Genomic DNA, 17,144 nt, shown 5'->3' with positions numbered 1-17,144 from the left:
TCAGTGCGCGACGGTCTCTCCCGTGCGGGCGCGGAGCACCAGCATCGAGATCCCGGCCACGACCGCGGCGGCCACCCCCACCACTCCGACGGCGGTGTTCAGCGTGCCCAGCATCCCGACGAGGACGCCCACGACGATGGGCGTCACGAACTGGCCGAGGTAGAACGACGCCGTCCACCATCCGGTGACGCGGCCGCGCTCCTCATAACGAGTGGACGCGACCACCCAGGTCAGGAGCGAAGGAAGGAGCAGACCCGACCCGAACGAGGCGATGATCGCGCCCGCGACGACGCCGCCGAGCGCGGGGACCACCCAGATCACGATCATGCCGACGGCCTGCAGGGCGAAGGCGAGCGGGAGGAGCGAACCCGGGCGCACGCGCGCCAGGCGCGAGAAGACGAAGCCCGCGATCGCCGTCGCGAGCGACGCGACGGCCGAGACCAGGCCGATGACCCGCGTGTCTTCGGCGTCGACCCCGGTGCCGACGACGAGGTAGCTGACCTCGATGATGAGCACGTAGAAGGCGAACCCACCGAAGAGCGTGATCACGAGGGGCGCGGCGATCCGGCGCCAGGGGATGCGCACCTTCTCGCCGGGGGCGGCGTGACGGTCGCCCTCGGCGCCGCCGCGCGGCTCCCACAGCGCGAAGATCATCGGTACGGCGACGACGATGCTGATGGCGTAGACCCAGAACGGCGTGTGCCAGCCCCCGACGCCGAGTGCGCCGCCGAGGATGATGAAGACGGTCGCGGCGAGCGTCGTCGTCACCGTCTGCAGGCCGAGGTATTTGTTGCGTCGGCGCTCCTCGAAGAAGTAGTCGACGATGAGGGTCGTGCAGACGGTCATGATCGCCGCCTCGCACACACCGACCAGCACGCGGCTGAAGAGGATCTCGGGCAGACCCTCGAGCCACGCCGGTGCGGTGCCGACCAGCGCATAGGCGATCATCGCGCCGATGAGCAGGTTCTTCCGCCCCAGCCGGTCGACGATCTGACCGGCGAACGGAGCGAAGACGGCGATCATCAACGCCGGGATCGCGACGATCATCGGCACGAGGATCTCCGACCCTGCGACGCCGGCGAAATGCGCCGAAAGCTGAGGAAGCACCGGCGTGATGAGCACCGATCCGAGCACGGGCATGCAGCTACCGGCGAGGAGCAGGATGCCCTGCAGTGCGCCGGCTCTCCGGGTGGTGTCGGCGACGGGGCCGACGGACGTCGAATTCGACATGGGAACTCCTTTGTTCCCGATCATTCGACCGCGCGCATTCACGCCTGTGAAGGCGGAGATGCCTTATATCTCGCATAGACCCCGCTGATGCCCGGGACATTCGGGACGGGGAATTCCTGCGTCACGACGGTCCGCACCGCCGCCGAGATCGCGCGGCGATGCGGACCGTGAAAGACCCGCCTCAGCGGGCGGTGATTCAGATGGGGTTGATGTTCTCCGCCTGCAGGCCCTTCGGACCCTGCGCGACGTCGAACTCGACCCGCTGGTTCTCCTCCAGGGAGCGGTAACCCGAGGCCTGGATCGCCGTGTAGTGCGCGAAGACGTCCGCGCTGCCGTCATCGGGAGCGATGAATCCGAAACCCTTCTCCGAGTTGAACCACTTGACCGTGCCCTGCGTGCTCATTGCGTGCCGTTCTGCTGCTGCCGACGCCTTCTGCGTCGGTCCCTTGACACGCTAACGGTCGACGTGTCGTCGCCGAAAGGATGGTGACAGAAACGTTGCACGCGGTTACGACGGTGAAACGCGCCCGGAAACCATACGACGCCCGGGCCGAGCTGAAGCTCTGAGGCCCGGGCGTCGACGGATCCCCCCGGATAGGTCACGCGATGCGTGACTGCGAACACTCTACTGATGAACGGACTGTTCCGGCGACAGCAATTTCTGCGAAGTTCTCCTGCGTTCCGAACGACCCCCCGGCGTAGGGTGACGACGTGGACCCGATAGACCTTCGACACCTCCCCGACGACGGTGGAGCCGCGATCTCCGAGCTCGTCGCGACGACCCCGGAGCGCCCCCTGTACGTCCGTGTGGGGGCCGACGACGCCGCATCCGTGTCGCTCCTGTCGAAGCTCGGATTCGTCGAGGTCTCGCGCACGGCCTCGGCCGCCGCGGGCCACGGACGCACCGCCGAGGAGATCGTGCTCGCGCTCCCACCCACTCTGGAGTGACCGAGCGGGAATCACGCGGCACCCCGACAATGAAGGGGTGTCTCTTCAAGCCGGATCCAGGTCTTCGCGTTCGCTGACGCCGTCGACGTCGACCGGCGGCATCCTCGCCGAGCCGCAGACGATCGAGCGCCGCATCCTCGGCAGCCGCCGTTCCGCGTTGATCTTCGCCCTGACCGTGTTCGTCGCTACGGTGATCCCGGTCCTGTCCGTGCCGATCTCCGCCCTCGTCGCCATGCAGGGCCAGTGGACCTTGCCGGTACCGATGGCGCTCACGCTCGGTCTGTTGGTGGCGGGGTGCGCAGCACAATCGGCGATGCTGCTCGTGAGCGATCGACACCCCGCTCTCGCCGTGGCCGGAACGACGGCGATCTATCTCGCGCTCGCGATCGGACTGGCGGTTCCGAAGTGGCTCGTGCCGATGCAGGCGGTGATCGCGATCGCTCTGTTCCTGCTCGCCACGCGCACGACGGCGATGAGGGGTCTGCTCTCCCTCGCGGTCGTCGTGGTCGTCCTCGTCGTGGGGATGCTGCTGTGGGTGCTCTCGCTCGGCGAGCCTCTCGGGGTGGCGATCGGCTACATCGTCGCCGAGTCGATCGCCATCATCGCCGTCACGGGCGGTGCCGCCGTGCTGGGGGTGTGGTGGGGTGCGCAGACGCGGCGACTGCTGCTGGAGCGGCACCGCGCCGACACCGCACGACGCGAGCACGAGCAGCGCGTGGAGGAGGCTCGCGGAAGGGAGCGGGCGAGAATCGCGCAGGAACTGCACGACGTCGCCGGCCAGCATCTCGCTGGCCTCATCGCCCTCGCCGACGCGGCCATGAGCCTGGCGCCCGAACACCCCGAGCGGGCTCTCGAACTCGTCGAGGATGTGCGCAACGAAGGCAGGTTCGCCGCGGCCAGCCTCGCGGGAGCCCTCGCCGACTTCCGAGCGGTGGGTGCCGCGCCGATCGAGGCGACGCGCGATCTGCGCCGTGCGGATGAACTGGTCTCGTACTGGCAGAAGCGCGGGATGCCCCTGAGCGTGGAGTCGTCGGGACCGCTGGAGGAGCTCCCCGCCGTCGTCTCCACCACGGCCTACCGAGCGCTGCAGGAGGCCCTGACCAACGCCGCCAAGCATGCGCCCGGCGCGGCGGTGCAGGTCGATCTCGCGCACTCCCCCGGGATGCTCGAGCTGCAGGTGCGCAACGAGCCGCCCCGACCCGGCACCGAACCCCTCCCCGGCCTCAACCTGGGCTGGGGTCTGACCGGAATGCGCGAACACATCGACCTCCTGCGAGGCACAATGACCAGCGGCGACACCGCCGACGGCGGCTGGGGTGTTCGGGTGCGCATCCCGGTGGCACACATCGACTAGGCGAGGAGACGGCGATGGGCGGCAAGACGACGATCCGCGTGCTGATCGCCGACGATAACCGCACCGTGCGCAAGGGCCTGCGTCTCCAGCTCGAGGGCGCCGCGGGGATCACGGTGGTCGGTGAGGTCACGAATGGGGTGGATGCCGTGGCCGCGGCGCGCTCGGAGCATGCCGACGTCGTGCTCATGGATCTGCAGATGCCGGGGATGAGCGGACTCGAAGCCACCCGCGAGCTGACGACGTCGCCCGATCATCCGACCGTCGCCGTCATCGTCATGACCAGCTTCGCGATCGACGGCTACGTCTCGGAAGCACTCGACTCCGGCGCTGTCGGCTATCTGCTCAAGAGCCACGACTCCGACGTGCTGCTCGAGGCGATCCACGCGGCCGCGCGGGGGCACGCCCTCGTGTCGTCGCACGTGACCGCCACCATGCTGCAGGAGTTCGTCCGCCGGGGTTCGTCGCGCGATGACCGGGCCATCGCCCATCGGCTCACCGCGTCGGAGCGCCGAGTGGTCGGGGTGCTGTCGAAGGGCGTGACCAGCAGCGAGGCGATCGCGGAGCACCTCGGGGTCTCGGTGCACACGGTGCGCTCCCACATGCACTCCGCGATCAAGAAGGTCGGGCTGGAAGACCGCACGCAGCTCGCCCTGTGGGGAGCACGCAACCACCTGTCCTGAGTCCCGCACCTCATACATATGTATGAAGTTCGGCGACCAGTTTCTCGGTGTCGCGAGGGCGTCCGGCCGTTCGGTATCGAGTCGCCGGGCCGCAACGCGGCGCCCCGGGAGCACCGCGCCGCCCTGGCGGCCGATCCGCCGCCTGTCCTTCGATGGGACCGTGATCGCAGACTGACCTGCGCGGGGTTCACGGTGACGAGGGGGGCTTGTGGACACCAACTATTCGGCGTTCGCGAACGCCCATCCACAGTTCTACGACGCACCGTCCCGAGCGGTCGCGGCGACCGGTCGATTCTTCGTCGTGCCGGCCGATCTCGACTGGAGCGGGTGGGCCCACCTCGTCGAGCGGCCGTGGTCGTTCTGGCGCCCCCGAGACTCCGTCCTCCCCGAGCAGGGGTGGAAGATGCACGTCGGCGCGACGATCGAGACGGCCGACCGGATGCTGCGCGAGGTCGCCGCGTTCTGTCACCGCCGCGGGATCGCGTTCAAGTTCCTCGTCGACCAGGGCCAGCTCGAGCGATCGCTCGGCAAGGACGCCGACCGGTCTTCCGCGGGGAAGTTCCTCACCGTGTATCCGCCCGACGAGCGGGCCCTGCGCGAGGCGCTCGCGGAGCTCGACGGGCGACTGGGGGGAGCCCCGGCGCCCTACATCCTCTCCGACCTGCGGTGGCGCGAGGGTCCGCTGTTCGTCCGGTACGGCGCCTTCGTGAAGCGCTGGGCGACGACCGACGGCGTGCCCGTCCTCGCGGTCCGTGATCTCGACACCGGGCGATGGCAGCCCGACGTGCGGTCGGCGGCGTTCCACGTGCCTGCCTGGGTGCAGATGCCGGGCTTCCTCCGAGAGCAGCTGAACGCCCTCGACCTGACACCACCGGCGGGCCTGCCGACCATCACGGGGGCGCTGCACCATTCGAACGCCGGCGGTGTCTACGAGGCCATGGTCGGCGGCGCGCCCGTCATCGTGAAAGAGGCCCGCCCCCATACCGGGCGCACCCCCGACGGCCGCGACGCGGTGACCCGGCTCCGCGACGAGGAGCGCGTGCTGCGCGAGCTCGCGAGCCTTCCCACCCCCGACGTCGTCGATGTCTTCGAGGCGCACGGCCACCGCTTCCTCGCCATGGAGCGCATCGACGGCACGCCTCTGAATGCGGCCGTCGTCGCCCGACACCCGCTCGTGCGGACCGGCGACGACGCGGCGTCGCGAGCGGAGTACCGCGAGTGGGCGCTCACCGTGACCGCCGCGGTGCGGCGCGCGATCTCGCAGCTGCACGCCGCCGGCTTCGTTCACGGCGACCTCCATCCCGGCAACGTGATGGTGCGGCCCGACGATTCCGTCGTGCTCATCGACCTCGAAATGGCACGGGACGTCTCGGCACCGGATTCGGCGGGCATCGGCGTGCCCGGTTTCGTGCCGCCCGACGGCCGAAGCGGAACCGCACGCGATCTCTACGCGCTCGCCTGCATCGACCTCTTCGTGTTCGTCCCGCTCACCGCTCTCCTCCCACTCGATCCCGCGAAGGCCGCGCAGCTGATCTCCGCGGCAGCGACGGAGTTCTCCCTCGAACCCGCGTGGGTCGAGCGATCGGCGGGGGCATTGACCCCGCACGATCGCGAGCGGGCTCCGCGCAGCATCCACGACCCTGCCACGACGACGGATGCTGCGCTGTCGCGCACGATCGACGAGGTCGCCGCCGCGCTGCGCGCCGACCTCGATCTCGGGCGGGACGACCGCCTGTGGCCGGGCGATCCCGCACAGTTCGCGGAGCCTGCGACCAGCGTCGCGCACGGGGCGCTCGGCGTCATGAGCGCTCTGCGGCTGGCCGGTCACGACGACCTCGCTCTCGAGCGGGCCTGGGTCGAGCGCGCTCTCGCCCGCGAGCAGGCGCCGCGCGCGGGGCTGATGGACGGCACGGCCGGGTCGGCGTGGGCGTTCCGGCTGCTCGGCGATCGCTCCGCGGCGCAACGGGCGACGGCGTGGCTCGCCGCCGATGAACTGAGCGGGCTCGGCAGCGACCTCTCCTCGGGCCTGCCGGGCGTGGGTCTGGCGTTTCTCGCCGAGAGCGACGAGAGCCCGGCGATGCTCGATGCGGCGGTGCGCATCGCCGACGATCTGCGCGATCGTCTCGCCGACGCCGCACCGCAGACCCGCGTCGCCACCGGCCGCGGGGGGCTGCTGCGCGGCGCGACGGGCACCGCGCTCTTCGCGCTGCGCCTGTACGAACGCACGGGCGACGTGCGCCACCTCCGACTCGCGAAGGACGCCCTGGCCTACGACATGGCCTCGCTGGTCCGGTCGACCGACGCATCGCTGCAGGTGAACGAGGGCTGGCGTGTGCTCCCCTACCTGGGTCACGGGTCGGCGGGCGTCGGCGCGGTGATCGCCCTCGCTCTCGCCCACCTCGGCGAGAGCGAACACCATCTCGAGTCGCTCGACGGCATCGTGCGCGCCGCGTCAGCGCCGTTCGCGATCCAATCCGGTCTCGTGCAGGGGCGTGCCGGCCTCATCCACTTCCTCCTCCTGCTCGAGGCCGTCGGACGCTCCGACGCCGTGTCGACAGAGGCCCTGCACCGACATGTCGCTCAGCTGTCCCTGCACTCCCTCTCCTCCCCCGACGGCATCCGCTACGCCGGCGACGGGCTGCTGCGCGCATCCTGCGACCTCGCCACCGGGTCGGCCGGAGTGCTCACGGCGCTGGTGGCCTACCGCGCCTACCTCCGCGGCGAGACTCCTGTGCTTCTGGGTCTGCCGTATCTGATCTCCCCCCGCGATATCGAGATGCGCTCGCTCCGGCGGCGCCCTTCGTAACGAGGGAGGTGAGATCCATGGGATATCTGTTGTCACTCCAGACGCTCGACGACGCGTCGGGCGAAGGGCGGGGAACACAGTTCGCCAGCACCTTCAGTGCCAGCGTCTGCGTGAGCACGGCATCGGCGTCGATCTGCTGACATAGACGTCGGTTCGAGGTCGGGGGGAGTGCAGTCGCGAGGCGACCCACTCCCCCCGATCGTGGGCCGTCACTCATATGTATGAACTTCCGGCGGCAATCCGCAGCGGGCGAGCGGATGCGGCGCGCGACCGTCCGGCGGAAGCGAGCGGGCCGGCATCGGGCGACTTCCCTTGTATCGCGGGGCCCCTCGCCCGCCCACCGTGTTCTGTTCGGCACTACGCGAACAGTGATGAGACCGGCTTGTCCCCTGTTCGGGGGACGTGCATCCAGCACCGCCTCTGATCTAACGTGCGTGGTGGACGGAGTCGTGACTGCGGACCTCGACCCGTTTATCGAGCTCGGACCTCCAGCCCGAGGTCCGAGCTCGTCAACGTCCGTGGCGGGTCCACGTGGGGGGGTACGCCAAGGTCTCGAGGAGAAAGCATGGCCGACCTGACCGTCATCGACGACTCGCTCGTCGTGCGGTCGACGGCGCCGTGCAGATCCTCTCTCAGGAGCGGGACTCAGAATCCCGCTCGCGCACATCGTGGGAGTTGTGCGTGACCCGGACCCCTTCTTTCGGGTAGAAGGGGTCCGGGCATCCCACGGACTGAAGATCGGATGGCTGTCCCGCCATCGTGGGCAGCTCAGAGATCGCACGCGCGCACGATCTGCGAGCCGCCCACGGCGGCGGGGGGGCCGGATACCGGTGCAGAGGGCCTTCCACCCGGTCTCGCCCCCGGGGTAGTGAACACGACAGTCTTCCTCTCTGCAACTCAGAACCGCTCATACATCTGATGTCTCGGTAGACTCGCGGGTGCACAATCCCCCCGAGAATCGAGGTATCCCGTGGCCGAGATCGTGATCGTCGCCGATGCGGAGGCCGCCGGCGACCTCGCCGCCGATGCCGTCCTCCGGCGGTTGAGCCGTGCCACAACCCCGACCTGGGGCGTTGCGACGGGGTCGACACCCCTCAGCACCTACCGGGCCATCGCCGCTCGAGACCACGATCTGTCCGGCGTCCGGGCCTTCGCGCTCGACGAATACGTCGGCCTCCCCGCCGGTCACCCGGAGAGCTACCGGGCCGTGCTCGACCGCGAGCTCGTCCACCCTCTCGGCCTGAACACGGAGAAGGTGCATGTTCCCGATGGCTCGCACGAGGGTCTCGAAAGCGCCGGGGAGCGTTACGAGCGCGAGATCGCCGATGCGGGCGGCATCGAGGTGCAGATCCTCGGGATAGGAACCGACGGTCACGTCGGCTTCAACGAACCCGGGTCGAGTCTGGCCAGCCGAACGCGGGTGAAGACGTTGACGGAACAGACGCGCCAGGACAACGCGCGGTTCTTCGACTCGCCCGACGACGTCCCCCGCCACTGCGTCACCCAGGGCCTGGGGACGATCTCCCGAGCGCGCCACCTCATCCTGCTCGCTTTCGGAGAGGGCAAGGCGGCCGCGATCGCCGCTGCGGTGGAGGGGCCGGTGACGGCCGCCGTCCCGGGATCGATCATCCAACTCCACCCGAGCGTGACCGTCTTCGTCGACGAGGCCGCGGCATCGCGACTCGCCCACGCCGACTACTACCGCCACGCCTACGAGAACAAGCCCCGGTGGCAGGTGCTGTGAGCGCCCGCGGTTTCATCGTCCATGACGCCGTCCTCCTCGACGCGGACGGTCGCCGGGAAGGGTGGTTCCGCACCGAGGGTCCCGCGATCGTCGACATCGGAAGCGGTGACGACTGGCGCGCCTTGCGGTACGACGGGATGCGCGCCATCGACGCACGCGGAGCGAACGTCACGCCGGGCTTCATCGACCTGCACGGCCACGGTGCGGCAGGGGTCTCCTACGACGACGACGTCTCGCCTCTCGCAGCGCTCGACCACCACCGGCGTCACGGAACGACCCGTTCCGTCCTCAGTGTGGTGTCGGGGTCCGCGCAGAACCAGGCCCGCGCACTGCAGCGCATCGCGCAGCTCGCCGACCAGGACCCCCTCGTCCTCGGATCCCACCTCGAGGGGCCGTTCCTCTCCCCGGCGCGACGCGGAGCGCACGATCCGGCCGTACTGACCGATCCTGCCGTCGATCTCGTCTCCCGTCAGGTGGACGCGGCGAGGGGAACGCTGCGCATGGTCACGATCGCGCCCGAGCGCCCCGGGTCGGAAGACGCCCAGGACGTCTACCAGGCGCACGATGTCGTCGTCGCCCTCGGCCACACCGAGGCGGATTACGCCACCGCCCTGGCGGCATTCGGACGGGGCGCGAGAGCGCTCACCCACGCGTTCAACGCCATGCCGCCGGTTCTCCACCGGGCACCCGGCCCGGTCATGGCGGCGGTCGACGCCGGGGCCGTCCTCGAACTCATCGCGGACGGCGTCCACGTCCACGACTCGCTATCGGCCGGACTGTTCCGGCTCGCCCCGGGACGAGTGGCCCTCGTCACAGACGCCATGGCCGCCACCGGATGCGTCGACGGCGACTACCGGCTGGGCGCACTCGACGTGGAATTGCGCGGAGGTGTCGCACGGCTCGCGGGGACAGACACCCTCGCGGGCTCGACACTGACGCAGGACGCCGCGCTCCGCCGCGCCGTCGAGGATCTCCGCATCGACCCGGTCGTGGCGGTCGCCGCTCTCACGCTGGTGCCCGCGACCCTGCTCGGCCGCCGGGACCTCGGTCGGCTCGCGGTGGGTGCGCGCGCCGACTTCCTGGTCCTCGGGGATGATTGGAGCCCCCGGCTGGTGGTCGCCGAGGGATCGGTCGTCTCCGACCGGCGTGACCCCTCGCTCGCGTAGGCCGCCGAGATTAGACATCAGATGTATGGGTACAGTGACAGCATGGCCGTGACGGATGAAGCGATCCTCCGCATCAAAGAGATGATCGTCTCGGGAGCACTGGGGCCCGGCAGCCGCCTTCCTCCCGAGAAGGAACTGAGCGAGACGCTCGGGCTCTCCCGCAGTTCCCTCCGCGAGGCCGTCAAGGCGCTCGAGGTCATCCGCGTGCTGGACGTTCGCCGCGGCGACGGCACCTACGTGACCAGTCTCGAACCGCGCCTGCTTCTCGAGGCGATGTCGTTCGTCGTGGACCTCCACCAGGACGACTCGGTGCTGGAGATCTTCGCGGTGCGTCGCATGCTCGAGCCCCAGGCCGCCGCCCTGGCGGCCGCCGCCATCTCCGCGCAGCAGGCCGACGACATCGCCGCGGCCGTGGACGCCGTACGCCTCGACGCCGGTATCGAAGAGCTCGTCGAGCACGACATCGACTTCCACCACCGCATCGTCGCCTGCGCGGGCAACGCCTACCTGACGAGTCTGCTCGATTCGCTCTCGGGGGCGACCCTGCGCGCACGTGTCTGGCGCGGCATCACCGAAGACGGGGCGGTCACGCGCACCATCGACGAGCACCGAAGCATCCTCGAGGCACTGCGACGCGGCGACGCCGGCCTCGCGCAGGCGCTCATGGTCGCCCACATCTCCGGCGTCGAACACTGGCTGAGGAAGGCCCGCTGATGCTCGTCGCCCTTCACTCGGAGATCCGCGAGGGCGAGGTGCCCGGCTATCTCGAGGCGCACGCCACCATTCCGTCCGACCTCGTTCGGACGTTCACGAGGGTCGGCATCAACGACTGGACCATCTGGCGCTCCGGTCGACGGCTCTTCCACCTGGTCGACTGCGACGATTGGGACGCCGCGAACGCGGAGCTCGGGCCGGACCCCGCCAATGTCGCATGGCAGGAGAGGATCGGGCGCTACGTCGAACTCTTCCGAGGCTCGGACGGCGAAGACGGGTACGCGCCCTTGCAGGAGGTGTGGCGTCTGGCCGCACAGGTCTCGCGCACTCCCCGCGGCGATGCTTGACGCGCACGTCCACGTCTGGGATCCCCGGATGCTGCGCTATCCGTGGCTGGACGGGGCGCCGCACTTGAACCGTCCCCACCTCCCCGACGACATCGACGACGGTGGCGGAAGGGTGGACGAGTGGGTGTTCGTGGAGGCCGACCCGCAGGGCAGGCTCGCTCAGACGGAAGCGGAGTGGGTGGACGCGCTCGACTGGCCCGGGCTGGTGGGGATCGTCGCGCACCTCGACCTGACCCGTCGCGACGTCGCCCGTCAGCTCGACGACCTCTCTCGCATCCCCCGACTGCGGGGGGTGCGGTTCGTGCTGGAGGGCGACACGCACGTGACGGATGAGGGCGGCCTGTCGGGCGCCTTCGCGATCCTGGAGCAGCGGAGCCTGACCTTCGACGCGTGCGTGCACTGGACGCAGCTGTCCGCCCTCGCCCGTGCGCTCGACGGGCTGCCCGCCGTGAACGTCATCCTGGATCACGCCGGCAAGCCTCCCGTCGACGACGGTCTCGCAAGCGGGAGCGGACGGGCGTGGTTCGCGGCCCTGGCCGAGCTCGCCGCGATCCCCACGGTCGCGGTGAAGCTCTCGGGGATGCCGGCCGAGGGGTCGTCGACGGAGTCGGTGAGCCGCCACGCGCCGGACTTCCTCCGGGCGTCGCTCGATCTCTTCGGCGCGGAACGGTCGATGTTCGGCAGCGATTGGCCGGTCAGCGCGCGCGGGCCCGGCGGCTCCTCGACATCGCGCTGGGCCGATACCGTGGCGTCTGCCGCGGAGGCGCACGACGCCCGGTGGATCTTCGGAGCGACCGCCGAGAAGATCTACGCGCTCCGGTGACCGCTCCGCTCAGACCTCGGGGATGAGCCCGCGCTCCTGCAGCTCCGACCAGAGAGCCTCGGGGATGTCGGCGGCCATATGGGCGATGTTCTCCGTCATCGCGGATGCGCGGCTCGTGCCGACGACGACGGTCCGCACCGCGGGGTGGCGCAGCGGGTACTGCAGGGCCGCCGCGGGGAGTGCGACCCCGTACCGACGGCATGTCCGCGCGAGCTCACGGGCCCGCTCCGCGATCTCGCCGGGGACCTCACCGTAGTCGTAATGCGCGGTCTCGGGCTCGGCCGAGGCGAGGAGCCCGGAATTGAACACCGCAGCGGCCACGATGCGCACACCGCGTTCAGCGGCTTCCGGGAGCAGGTGCTCTGCGGCGGGCTGTTCGAGCAGGGTGTACCGACCCGCGATCATGACCACGTCGATGTCGGATTCGCGGACGGCGCGGAGAGCCGCGTCGACGCTGTTGACGCCGACGCCCACCTCGACGACGATGCCCTGGTCGCGCAATGCGGCGAGCGCCGGCAGCCCCTCCCGTATCCCCGCATCCAGGTCGTAGACGTCGGGATCGTGGAGGAAGAGCCTGTCGACACGGTCGAGGCCGAGGCGGGCGAGAGATGCGTCGAGACTACGCGCGATGCCGTCGGCGGTCGGGTCGTACTTTCGCACCACGTCGTCCGGTACGGAGAAGCCCTCGGTGTCCTGCCCTCCCCGGAAATGAGGGTTCGGCACGAGGAGGCGGCCCACCTTGGTCGAGATCCGGTACTGCTCCCGCGGCTTCGTCGCGAGGAACGCGCCCAGTCTGCGTTCCGACAGGCCGAGGCCGTAGTGCGGAGCCGTGTCGAAGGAGCGCACCCCGCCGCCCCAGGCCGCATCGAGCACCGCGACCGCCGCGTCTTCGGAGACGGGGCGGTACAGATTGCCGATGGATGCTGCGCCGTACCCCAGCCGATCGTTCACGAAGCCACCACGGGGTCGCGATCGGTGAGGTACTCCGCGAGGGTCGCCGCCGTCATCTCCGTCCCCGCGCCCGGCGCGGTGGGCGGGTGATATCTGCCGTTGCGCACATCGGTCGGGGTGACGAAGTGCTCGTGAAGGTGGTCCACGTACTCGATCATGCGCTGTTCCATGGTCGCGGACACGGCCACGTAATCGAACATCGACAGGTGTTGCACGGCCTCACACAGACCGACGCCGCCCGCGTGGGGGCAGACCGGAACCCCGAACTTCGCCGCGAGGAGCAGGTGGGCGATGTTCTCGTTCACCCCGCCCACACGGGCAGCGTCGATCTGCATGACCTGCAGTCCGTGCGCCTGGAGGAACTGCTTGAACATGACCCTGTTGTGGGCGTGCTCGCCCGTCGCCACGGGGATGGGCGCGATGGCCCGGGCGATCGCGGCATGACCCAGGATGTCGTCGGGGCTGGTCGGCTCCTCCACCCAGGCGAGATCGAAGGGGGCGAGGGCCTGGATCCAGTCGATGGCCGTGCCGACGTCCCACCGCTGGTTCGCGTCGATGGCGATGGGATACCCCGGTCCGCACACCTCGCGGGCGACGCGGAGCCGCCGCACGTCATCGTCGAGATCGGCGCCGACCTTCAGTTTGATCTGCGGGTACCCGTCCCGTATGGCCTCACGGCAGAGCCGCGCGAGCTTCTCGTCGGAGTATCCGAGCCATCCCGGCGTCGTGGTGTAAGCGGGGTATCCGAGGCGAAGCAACTCGGCCTCCCGCTCCCGGCGCCCGGGTTCTGCCGCGCGCAGGATCTCCAGTGCCTCGTCGCGGGTGAGGGCGTCCGTCAGGTACCGGTAGTCCACCAGATCGGCGATCTCGTCCGGCGTCATCCGAGACAGGAGCTGCCAGAGCGGCAGGCCCGCGCGCTTCGCCTTCAGATCCCACAGAGCGTTGACCACGGCACCGATCGCCATGTGCATGACGCCCTTCTCCGGTCCCAGCCATCGCAACTGCGAGTCCCGTGTGAGCAGGTCCGACGCGGCTCCCATATCGGCCAGCAGTTCCTCGACGTCCCGTCCGACGAGGTGCGGCGCCAATGCCGCGATCGCGCCGACCTGAACATCGTTGCCTCGCCCGATCGTGAAGGCGAAGGCGTGCCCTTCATGGCCATCGGGCGCATCGGTGCGCACGACGACGTAGGCCGCGGAGTAGTCGGGGTCGGGGTTCATCGCGTCCGAACCATCCAAGGACAGCGAAGTGGGGAAGCGGATGTCGGCGGTGTCGATGGAGGTGATGAGAGTCATGGAGTCCTTCCTGTCGCCATCTAAACATCGGATGTATGGAGGGTCAAACCTGATATTCTCAGCGGAATGCGAGTTTGTGAGGCTCACAGCTCAGATGTTCGGAGGATGACATGCGGTTCGCGCGTATCGGTGACAAAGGACGGGAGACACCTGTCCTCGTCGAGGGAGAGACGTTCTACGACCTGTCCTCCCTCACCGCGGATATCACCGGCGACTTCCTCGCCGACGGCGCCGATCCGGTGAGAACCGCTCTCGAAGCCGGCGCGCTCCCCACCTTCGACGCAGCCGGCAAGCGGCGAGGCGCCCCCATCGCGCGTCCGTCCGCCATCATCTGCATCGGCATGAATTACGCCGCCCACGCCGCCGAGTCCGGGTCGCTCCCCCCCGAGCACATGGTCGTGTTCATGAAGACTCCCAATACGCTCGGCGGCCCGGACGACGACGTCGCCATTCCGCGCCGGAGCGAGAAGACCGACTGGGAGGTCGAGCTGGGCGTCGTGATCGGTCGGCGCGCCAGCTACCTCGCCGACGAGGCCGAGGCCATGGCACACGTGGCGGGTTACGTTCTGGCGAACGACCTGTCCGAACGCGCGTGGCAGCTGGAGGTATCCGGCGGGCAATGGGGGAAGGGCAAGTCCGCAGCGGGATTCTCCCCGGTCGGTCCGTGGCTGGTCTCCGCCGACGAGGTCGATGTGAAGAACCTGCGTCTTCGCAGCTGGGTCAACGGCGAACCCCGCCAGGACTCCTCGACCGCCGACCTCATCTTCGGGGTGGCAGAGATCGTCCACGAGCTGTCGCAGTACATGGTTCTCGAACCCGGTGACCTCATCCTCACGGGAACCCCCGAGGGCGTCGCCCTCTCCGGACGGTTCCCCTACCTCCAGCCGGGCGACGTCGTCGAAGTCGAGATCGACGGACTCGGACGGCAGCGACAGGAGATGGTGTGACCGTGGCGACTTTCCGTGGGCTCAACGCCATCGTGACGGGCGGCTCGTCCGGCATCGGGGCCGCCATCGTCGCGAGACTGCGCACCGACGGCGCTCGCGTCGCGGTGTTCGACCGCAACGCTCCGGCATCGACGGACCCCGACTTCTTCGCGGTCGACATCACCGACGACGCCTCCGTCCAGGACGCGGTGACGTCGTTCGCGGCCACCGCCGGTGGCATCGACGTCGTCGTGAACAACGCGGGCATCGGCTCGCAAGGCGACATCGGCGACAACACCGACGACGAATGGCACCGCGTCTTCGACGTCAACGTCCTCGGGCTCGTCCGCGTCTCGCGGGCGGCGCTGCCCTGGCTGCGGCAGTCGTCCGCCGCCGCCATCGTCAACATGGCCTCCATCGCCGCGACCACCGGACTCCCCCAGCGCGCTCTGTACGGAGCCAGCAAGGGGGCGGTCCTCTCCCTCACCTTGCAGATGGCCGCCGACCACATCGGCGACGGGATCCGGGTCAACGCGGTGAGCCCGGGCACTGCGGATACCCCCTGGGTCTCCCGTCTCCTCGATTCCGCCGCCGACCCCGACGCTGAGCGCGCCGCGCTGAACGCGCGGCAACCGCACGGACGCCTGGTGAGCCCCGACGAGGTCGCCGATGCGGTGGCCTACCTCGCGGGCCCGGCCAGCACGTCGACCACCGGTGTGAATCTGGCCGTCGACGGCGGGATGGCGTCCCTGCGATTGCGCGCTCGCTGACGCCGGTCGGCGGTTACGCCCAGTCCAGGGAATGGGCGATGGCTCGCGCCACCACCCCGCGGATGACGGCTCCTTCACCGAAGGAACTCCCCCGGATCTCGAGGGTCCGACGCGAGTCCAGAGCGAGGTGCTGCTTGATCTCGCGGGAGACGCTGTCGCCGATGACGGCCGCGTCCAGTCCGGCGCGGGCGTCGATGACGAGCTCCGGCACATCCAGCACACTGATGACCGGGGCCAGGCTGCGCCCGAGGAGCGCCCCGATCTCCGTCTGGGCCTTCCGTGCCGCGTCGTCGTCGCCCCGTGACAGCGCAGCCAGAGCGTCTTCGATGAGCGTCCGCACCACCGACTCCAGGCGAGCACCGCCCCGGTCGTCGATCCGGAGCTGACCGAGTTCGCCCGAGGCGAAGTTCGCGCCCAGGACGAGCTCGCCATTGATGAGACAGGCTGCGCCGAGACCGATCCCGATGCGGACGAGGATCAGATTCGCGCCGGCGCCGGCATCGTGCTCCGCCATGATCGCGGCATTCGCGTCGTTGTAGACCAGCGTGGGCACATCGAACCGCTCCCGGACCCGGCGCGCGAGCGGGAAAGAGCGCCAGTCCAGGTTGTTCGCCTCGACGACCGTGCCCTCCTCGTTGACCACTCCCGGCGTGCCGATGGCGATGGCCGACAGCGGCGCGGTGCTCTTGCCCTTGAGGGTCGCGACGGCGTTGACGATGGCCGAGAAGGCGGCGTCGCCGCGCAGCTCACCCGGCAGCACGCTCTGATGCAGCGTGTCTCCATCGATGGAGACGAGCGCCGTCGTCAGCCGTTGCGGGTCGCTCAGGTCGACGCCCACGACGTTGAACGCCCGGGGATTGATCCGCAGGAGGGTGGCCGGCTTACCCGGGCGCCCGGAGGAATCCCGGGCCCCCACCTCGTACACGAGCCCGTCTTCGACGAGACCGTTGACCAATTCCGACGAGGTGATCCGCGACAGGCTGGTGATGCGGGCCACGTCGGCGCGGCTGATATCCGATGCCCCGTAGAGCGTCCGCAGCACGAGGCTGCGATTGTGCCTGCGGGTATCGCTGGGCAGGAGCTTCGTGTTCTGGCTGTGCGGAATCATTCTCATCCTTGGCGTTCCTTGCCGCTGAGCTCGTCGGCTCCGTGGCGGAGCTCCCGCGTCGCAAGCATATCGAGGAGCGCTCCCCCAGGAGCGGCGCCGGCCCGTCTCGACGCACCGGCGGTTTGTGCTCTCATCTAACCAACTGGCACGCCCCCGGCCAAGACGGCGCCCTCGACCCGCTCCCCCCGAGCCCGCATCCTGAGCGCCCCCTCTCGAGGCTCGCGAGAGCGGGGTTAGTATGGTTAGCGAACATATTTACGTCGACGCGTGCGCCCTCGGTGT

General features: G+C 69.5%; 16 protein-coding genes. 11 read left to right on the top strand and 5 right to left on the bottom strand.

All coding sequences use genetic code 11. From position 1 onward, the window contains the following. Together DEU34_RS13445 and DEU34_RS13440 are read right to left on the bottom strand one after the other, a co-directional pair. Positions 1-1,230, bottom strand: a complete 1,230-nt coding sequence (locus DEU34_RS13445) for an MFS transporter (RefSeq protein ID WP_121151066.1) — start codon at positions 1,228-1,230, stop codon at positions 1-3. Positions 1,231-1,426: 196 nt separating this feature from the next. Beyond that, entirely contained in the window at positions 1,427-1,633 is a 207-nt protein-coding gene (locus DEU34_RS13440; protein ID WP_116646995.1) for a cold-shock protein, read from the bottom strand. 308 nt (positions 1,634-1,941) lie between these two features. Between DEU34_RS13440 and DEU34_RS13435 the strand changes: the two genes are divergently transcribed. From DEU34_RS13435 to DEU34_RS13395, 9 genes are all read left to right on the top strand, one after another. Next, positions 1,942-2,178, top strand: a complete 237-nt coding sequence (locus DEU34_RS13435) for a hypothetical protein (protein WP_121151064.1) — start codon at positions 1,942-1,944, stop codon at positions 2,176-2,178. A gap of 37 nt (positions 2,179-2,215) precedes the next feature. Beyond that, the gene (locus tag DEU34_RS13430) at positions 2,216-3,532 is read left to right on the top strand and encodes a sensor histidine kinase (RefSeq protein WP_121151062.1); all 1,317 of its coding nucleotides are present in this window, start codon (positions 2,216-2,218) and stop codon (positions 3,530-3,532) included. Positions 3,533-3,546: 14 nt separating this feature from the next. Then, positions 3,547-4,212, top strand: a complete 666-nt coding sequence (locus DEU34_RS13425; RefSeq protein ID WP_121151060.1) for a response regulator transcription factor — start codon at positions 3,547-3,549, stop codon at positions 4,210-4,212. Between the two features lie 208 nt (positions 4,213-4,420). Further along, positions 4,421-7,018, top strand: a complete 2,598-nt coding sequence (lanKC, locus tag DEU34_RS13420; RefSeq protein WP_121151057.1) for a class III lanthionine synthetase LanKC — start codon at positions 4,421-4,423, stop codon at positions 7,016-7,018. Between the two features lie 970 nt (positions 7,019-7,988). Beyond that, positions 7,989-8,762 carry a glucosamine-6-phosphate deaminase gene (locus tag DEU34_RS13415; protein ID WP_121151055.1) on the top strand — a complete coding sequence of 258 codons (774 nt, stop codon included), beginning with the start codon at positions 7,989-7,991 and terminating at the stop codon, positions 8,760-8,762. Continuing rightward, complete coding sequence (locus tag DEU34_RS13410) at positions 8,747-9,928, top strand: N-acetylglucosamine-6-phosphate deacetylase (protein WP_259460163.1); 1,182 nt, start codon at positions 8,747-8,749, stop codon at positions 9,926-9,928. The genes DEU34_RS13415 and DEU34_RS13410 overlap by 16 nt, the downstream gene beginning before the upstream one ends. Before the next feature lie 42 nt (positions 9,929-9,970). Beyond that, positions 9,971-10,642, top strand: a complete 672-nt coding sequence (locus DEU34_RS13405; protein ID WP_121151053.1) for a FadR/GntR family transcriptional regulator — start codon at positions 9,971-9,973, stop codon at positions 10,640-10,642. Beyond that, complete coding sequence (locus tag DEU34_RS13400) at positions 10,642-10,989, top strand: L-rhamnose mutarotase (protein ID WP_121151051.1); 348 nt, start codon at positions 10,642-10,644, stop codon at positions 10,987-10,989. Before DEU34_RS13405 ends, DEU34_RS13400 begins: the two co-directional genes overlap by 1 nt. Next, positions 10,982-11,812 (top strand): amidohydrolase, encoded by an 831-nt coding sequence (locus tag DEU34_RS13395; protein ID WP_121151049.1) that lies wholly within the window; start codon positions 10,982-10,984, stop codon positions 11,810-11,812. The genes DEU34_RS13400 and DEU34_RS13395 overlap by 8 nt, the downstream gene beginning before the upstream one ends. Before the next feature lie 9 nt (positions 11,813-11,821). On the opposite strand, the gene DEU34_RS13390 is transcribed toward DEU34_RS13395, so the two are convergent. Both DEU34_RS13390 and DEU34_RS13385 read right to left on the bottom strand, forming a co-directional pair. Further along, positions 11,822-12,763 carry an aldo/keto reductase gene (locus DEU34_RS13390; protein ID WP_121151047.1) on the bottom strand — a complete coding sequence of 314 codons (942 nt, stop codon included), beginning with the start codon at positions 12,761-12,763 and terminating at the stop codon, positions 11,822-11,824. Then, positions 12,760-14,058 (bottom strand): enolase C-terminal domain-like protein, encoded by a 1,299-nt coding sequence (locus DEU34_RS13385; RefSeq protein WP_121151045.1) that lies wholly within the window; start codon positions 14,056-14,058, stop codon positions 12,760-12,762. Before DEU34_RS13385 ends, DEU34_RS13390 begins: the two co-directional genes overlap by 4 nt. Positions 14,059-14,168: 110 nt before the next feature. Here DEU34_RS13385 and DEU34_RS13380 point away from each other — a divergent pair, with 110 nt between their 5' ends. Both DEU34_RS13380 and DEU34_RS13375 read left to right on the top strand, forming a co-directional pair. Further along, entirely contained in the window at positions 14,169-15,005 is an 837-nt protein-coding gene (locus DEU34_RS13380; RefSeq protein WP_121151044.1) for a fumarylacetoacetate hydrolase family protein, read from the top strand. A gap of 2 nt (positions 15,006-15,007) precedes the next feature. Next, on the top strand, positions 15,008-15,754 hold the full coding sequence (locus DEU34_RS13375; protein ID WP_121151579.1) for an SDR family NAD(P)-dependent oxidoreductase: 747 nt from the start codon (positions 15,008-15,010) through the stop codon (positions 15,752-15,754). Positions 15,755-15,767: 13 nt separating this feature from the next. Here the strand turns inward: DEU34_RS13375 and DEU34_RS13370 are convergent, their stop codons facing one another. Next, positions 15,768-16,862 carry an ROK family protein gene (locus tag DEU34_RS13370; protein WP_183042487.1) on the bottom strand — a complete coding sequence of 365 codons (1,095 nt, stop codon included), beginning with the start codon at positions 16,860-16,862 and terminating at the stop codon, positions 15,768-15,770. Positions 16,863-17,144 lie beyond the last annotated feature (282 nt).

This window comes from Microbacterium sp. AG1240, from assembly GCF_003635115.1.
GTDB lineage: Bacteria > Actinomycetota > Actinomycetes > Actinomycetales > Microbacteriaceae > Microbacterium.
The sequence above is the reverse complement of the archived record's forward strand: the minus strand, read 5'-3'. Positions and strand labels throughout refer to the sequence as shown.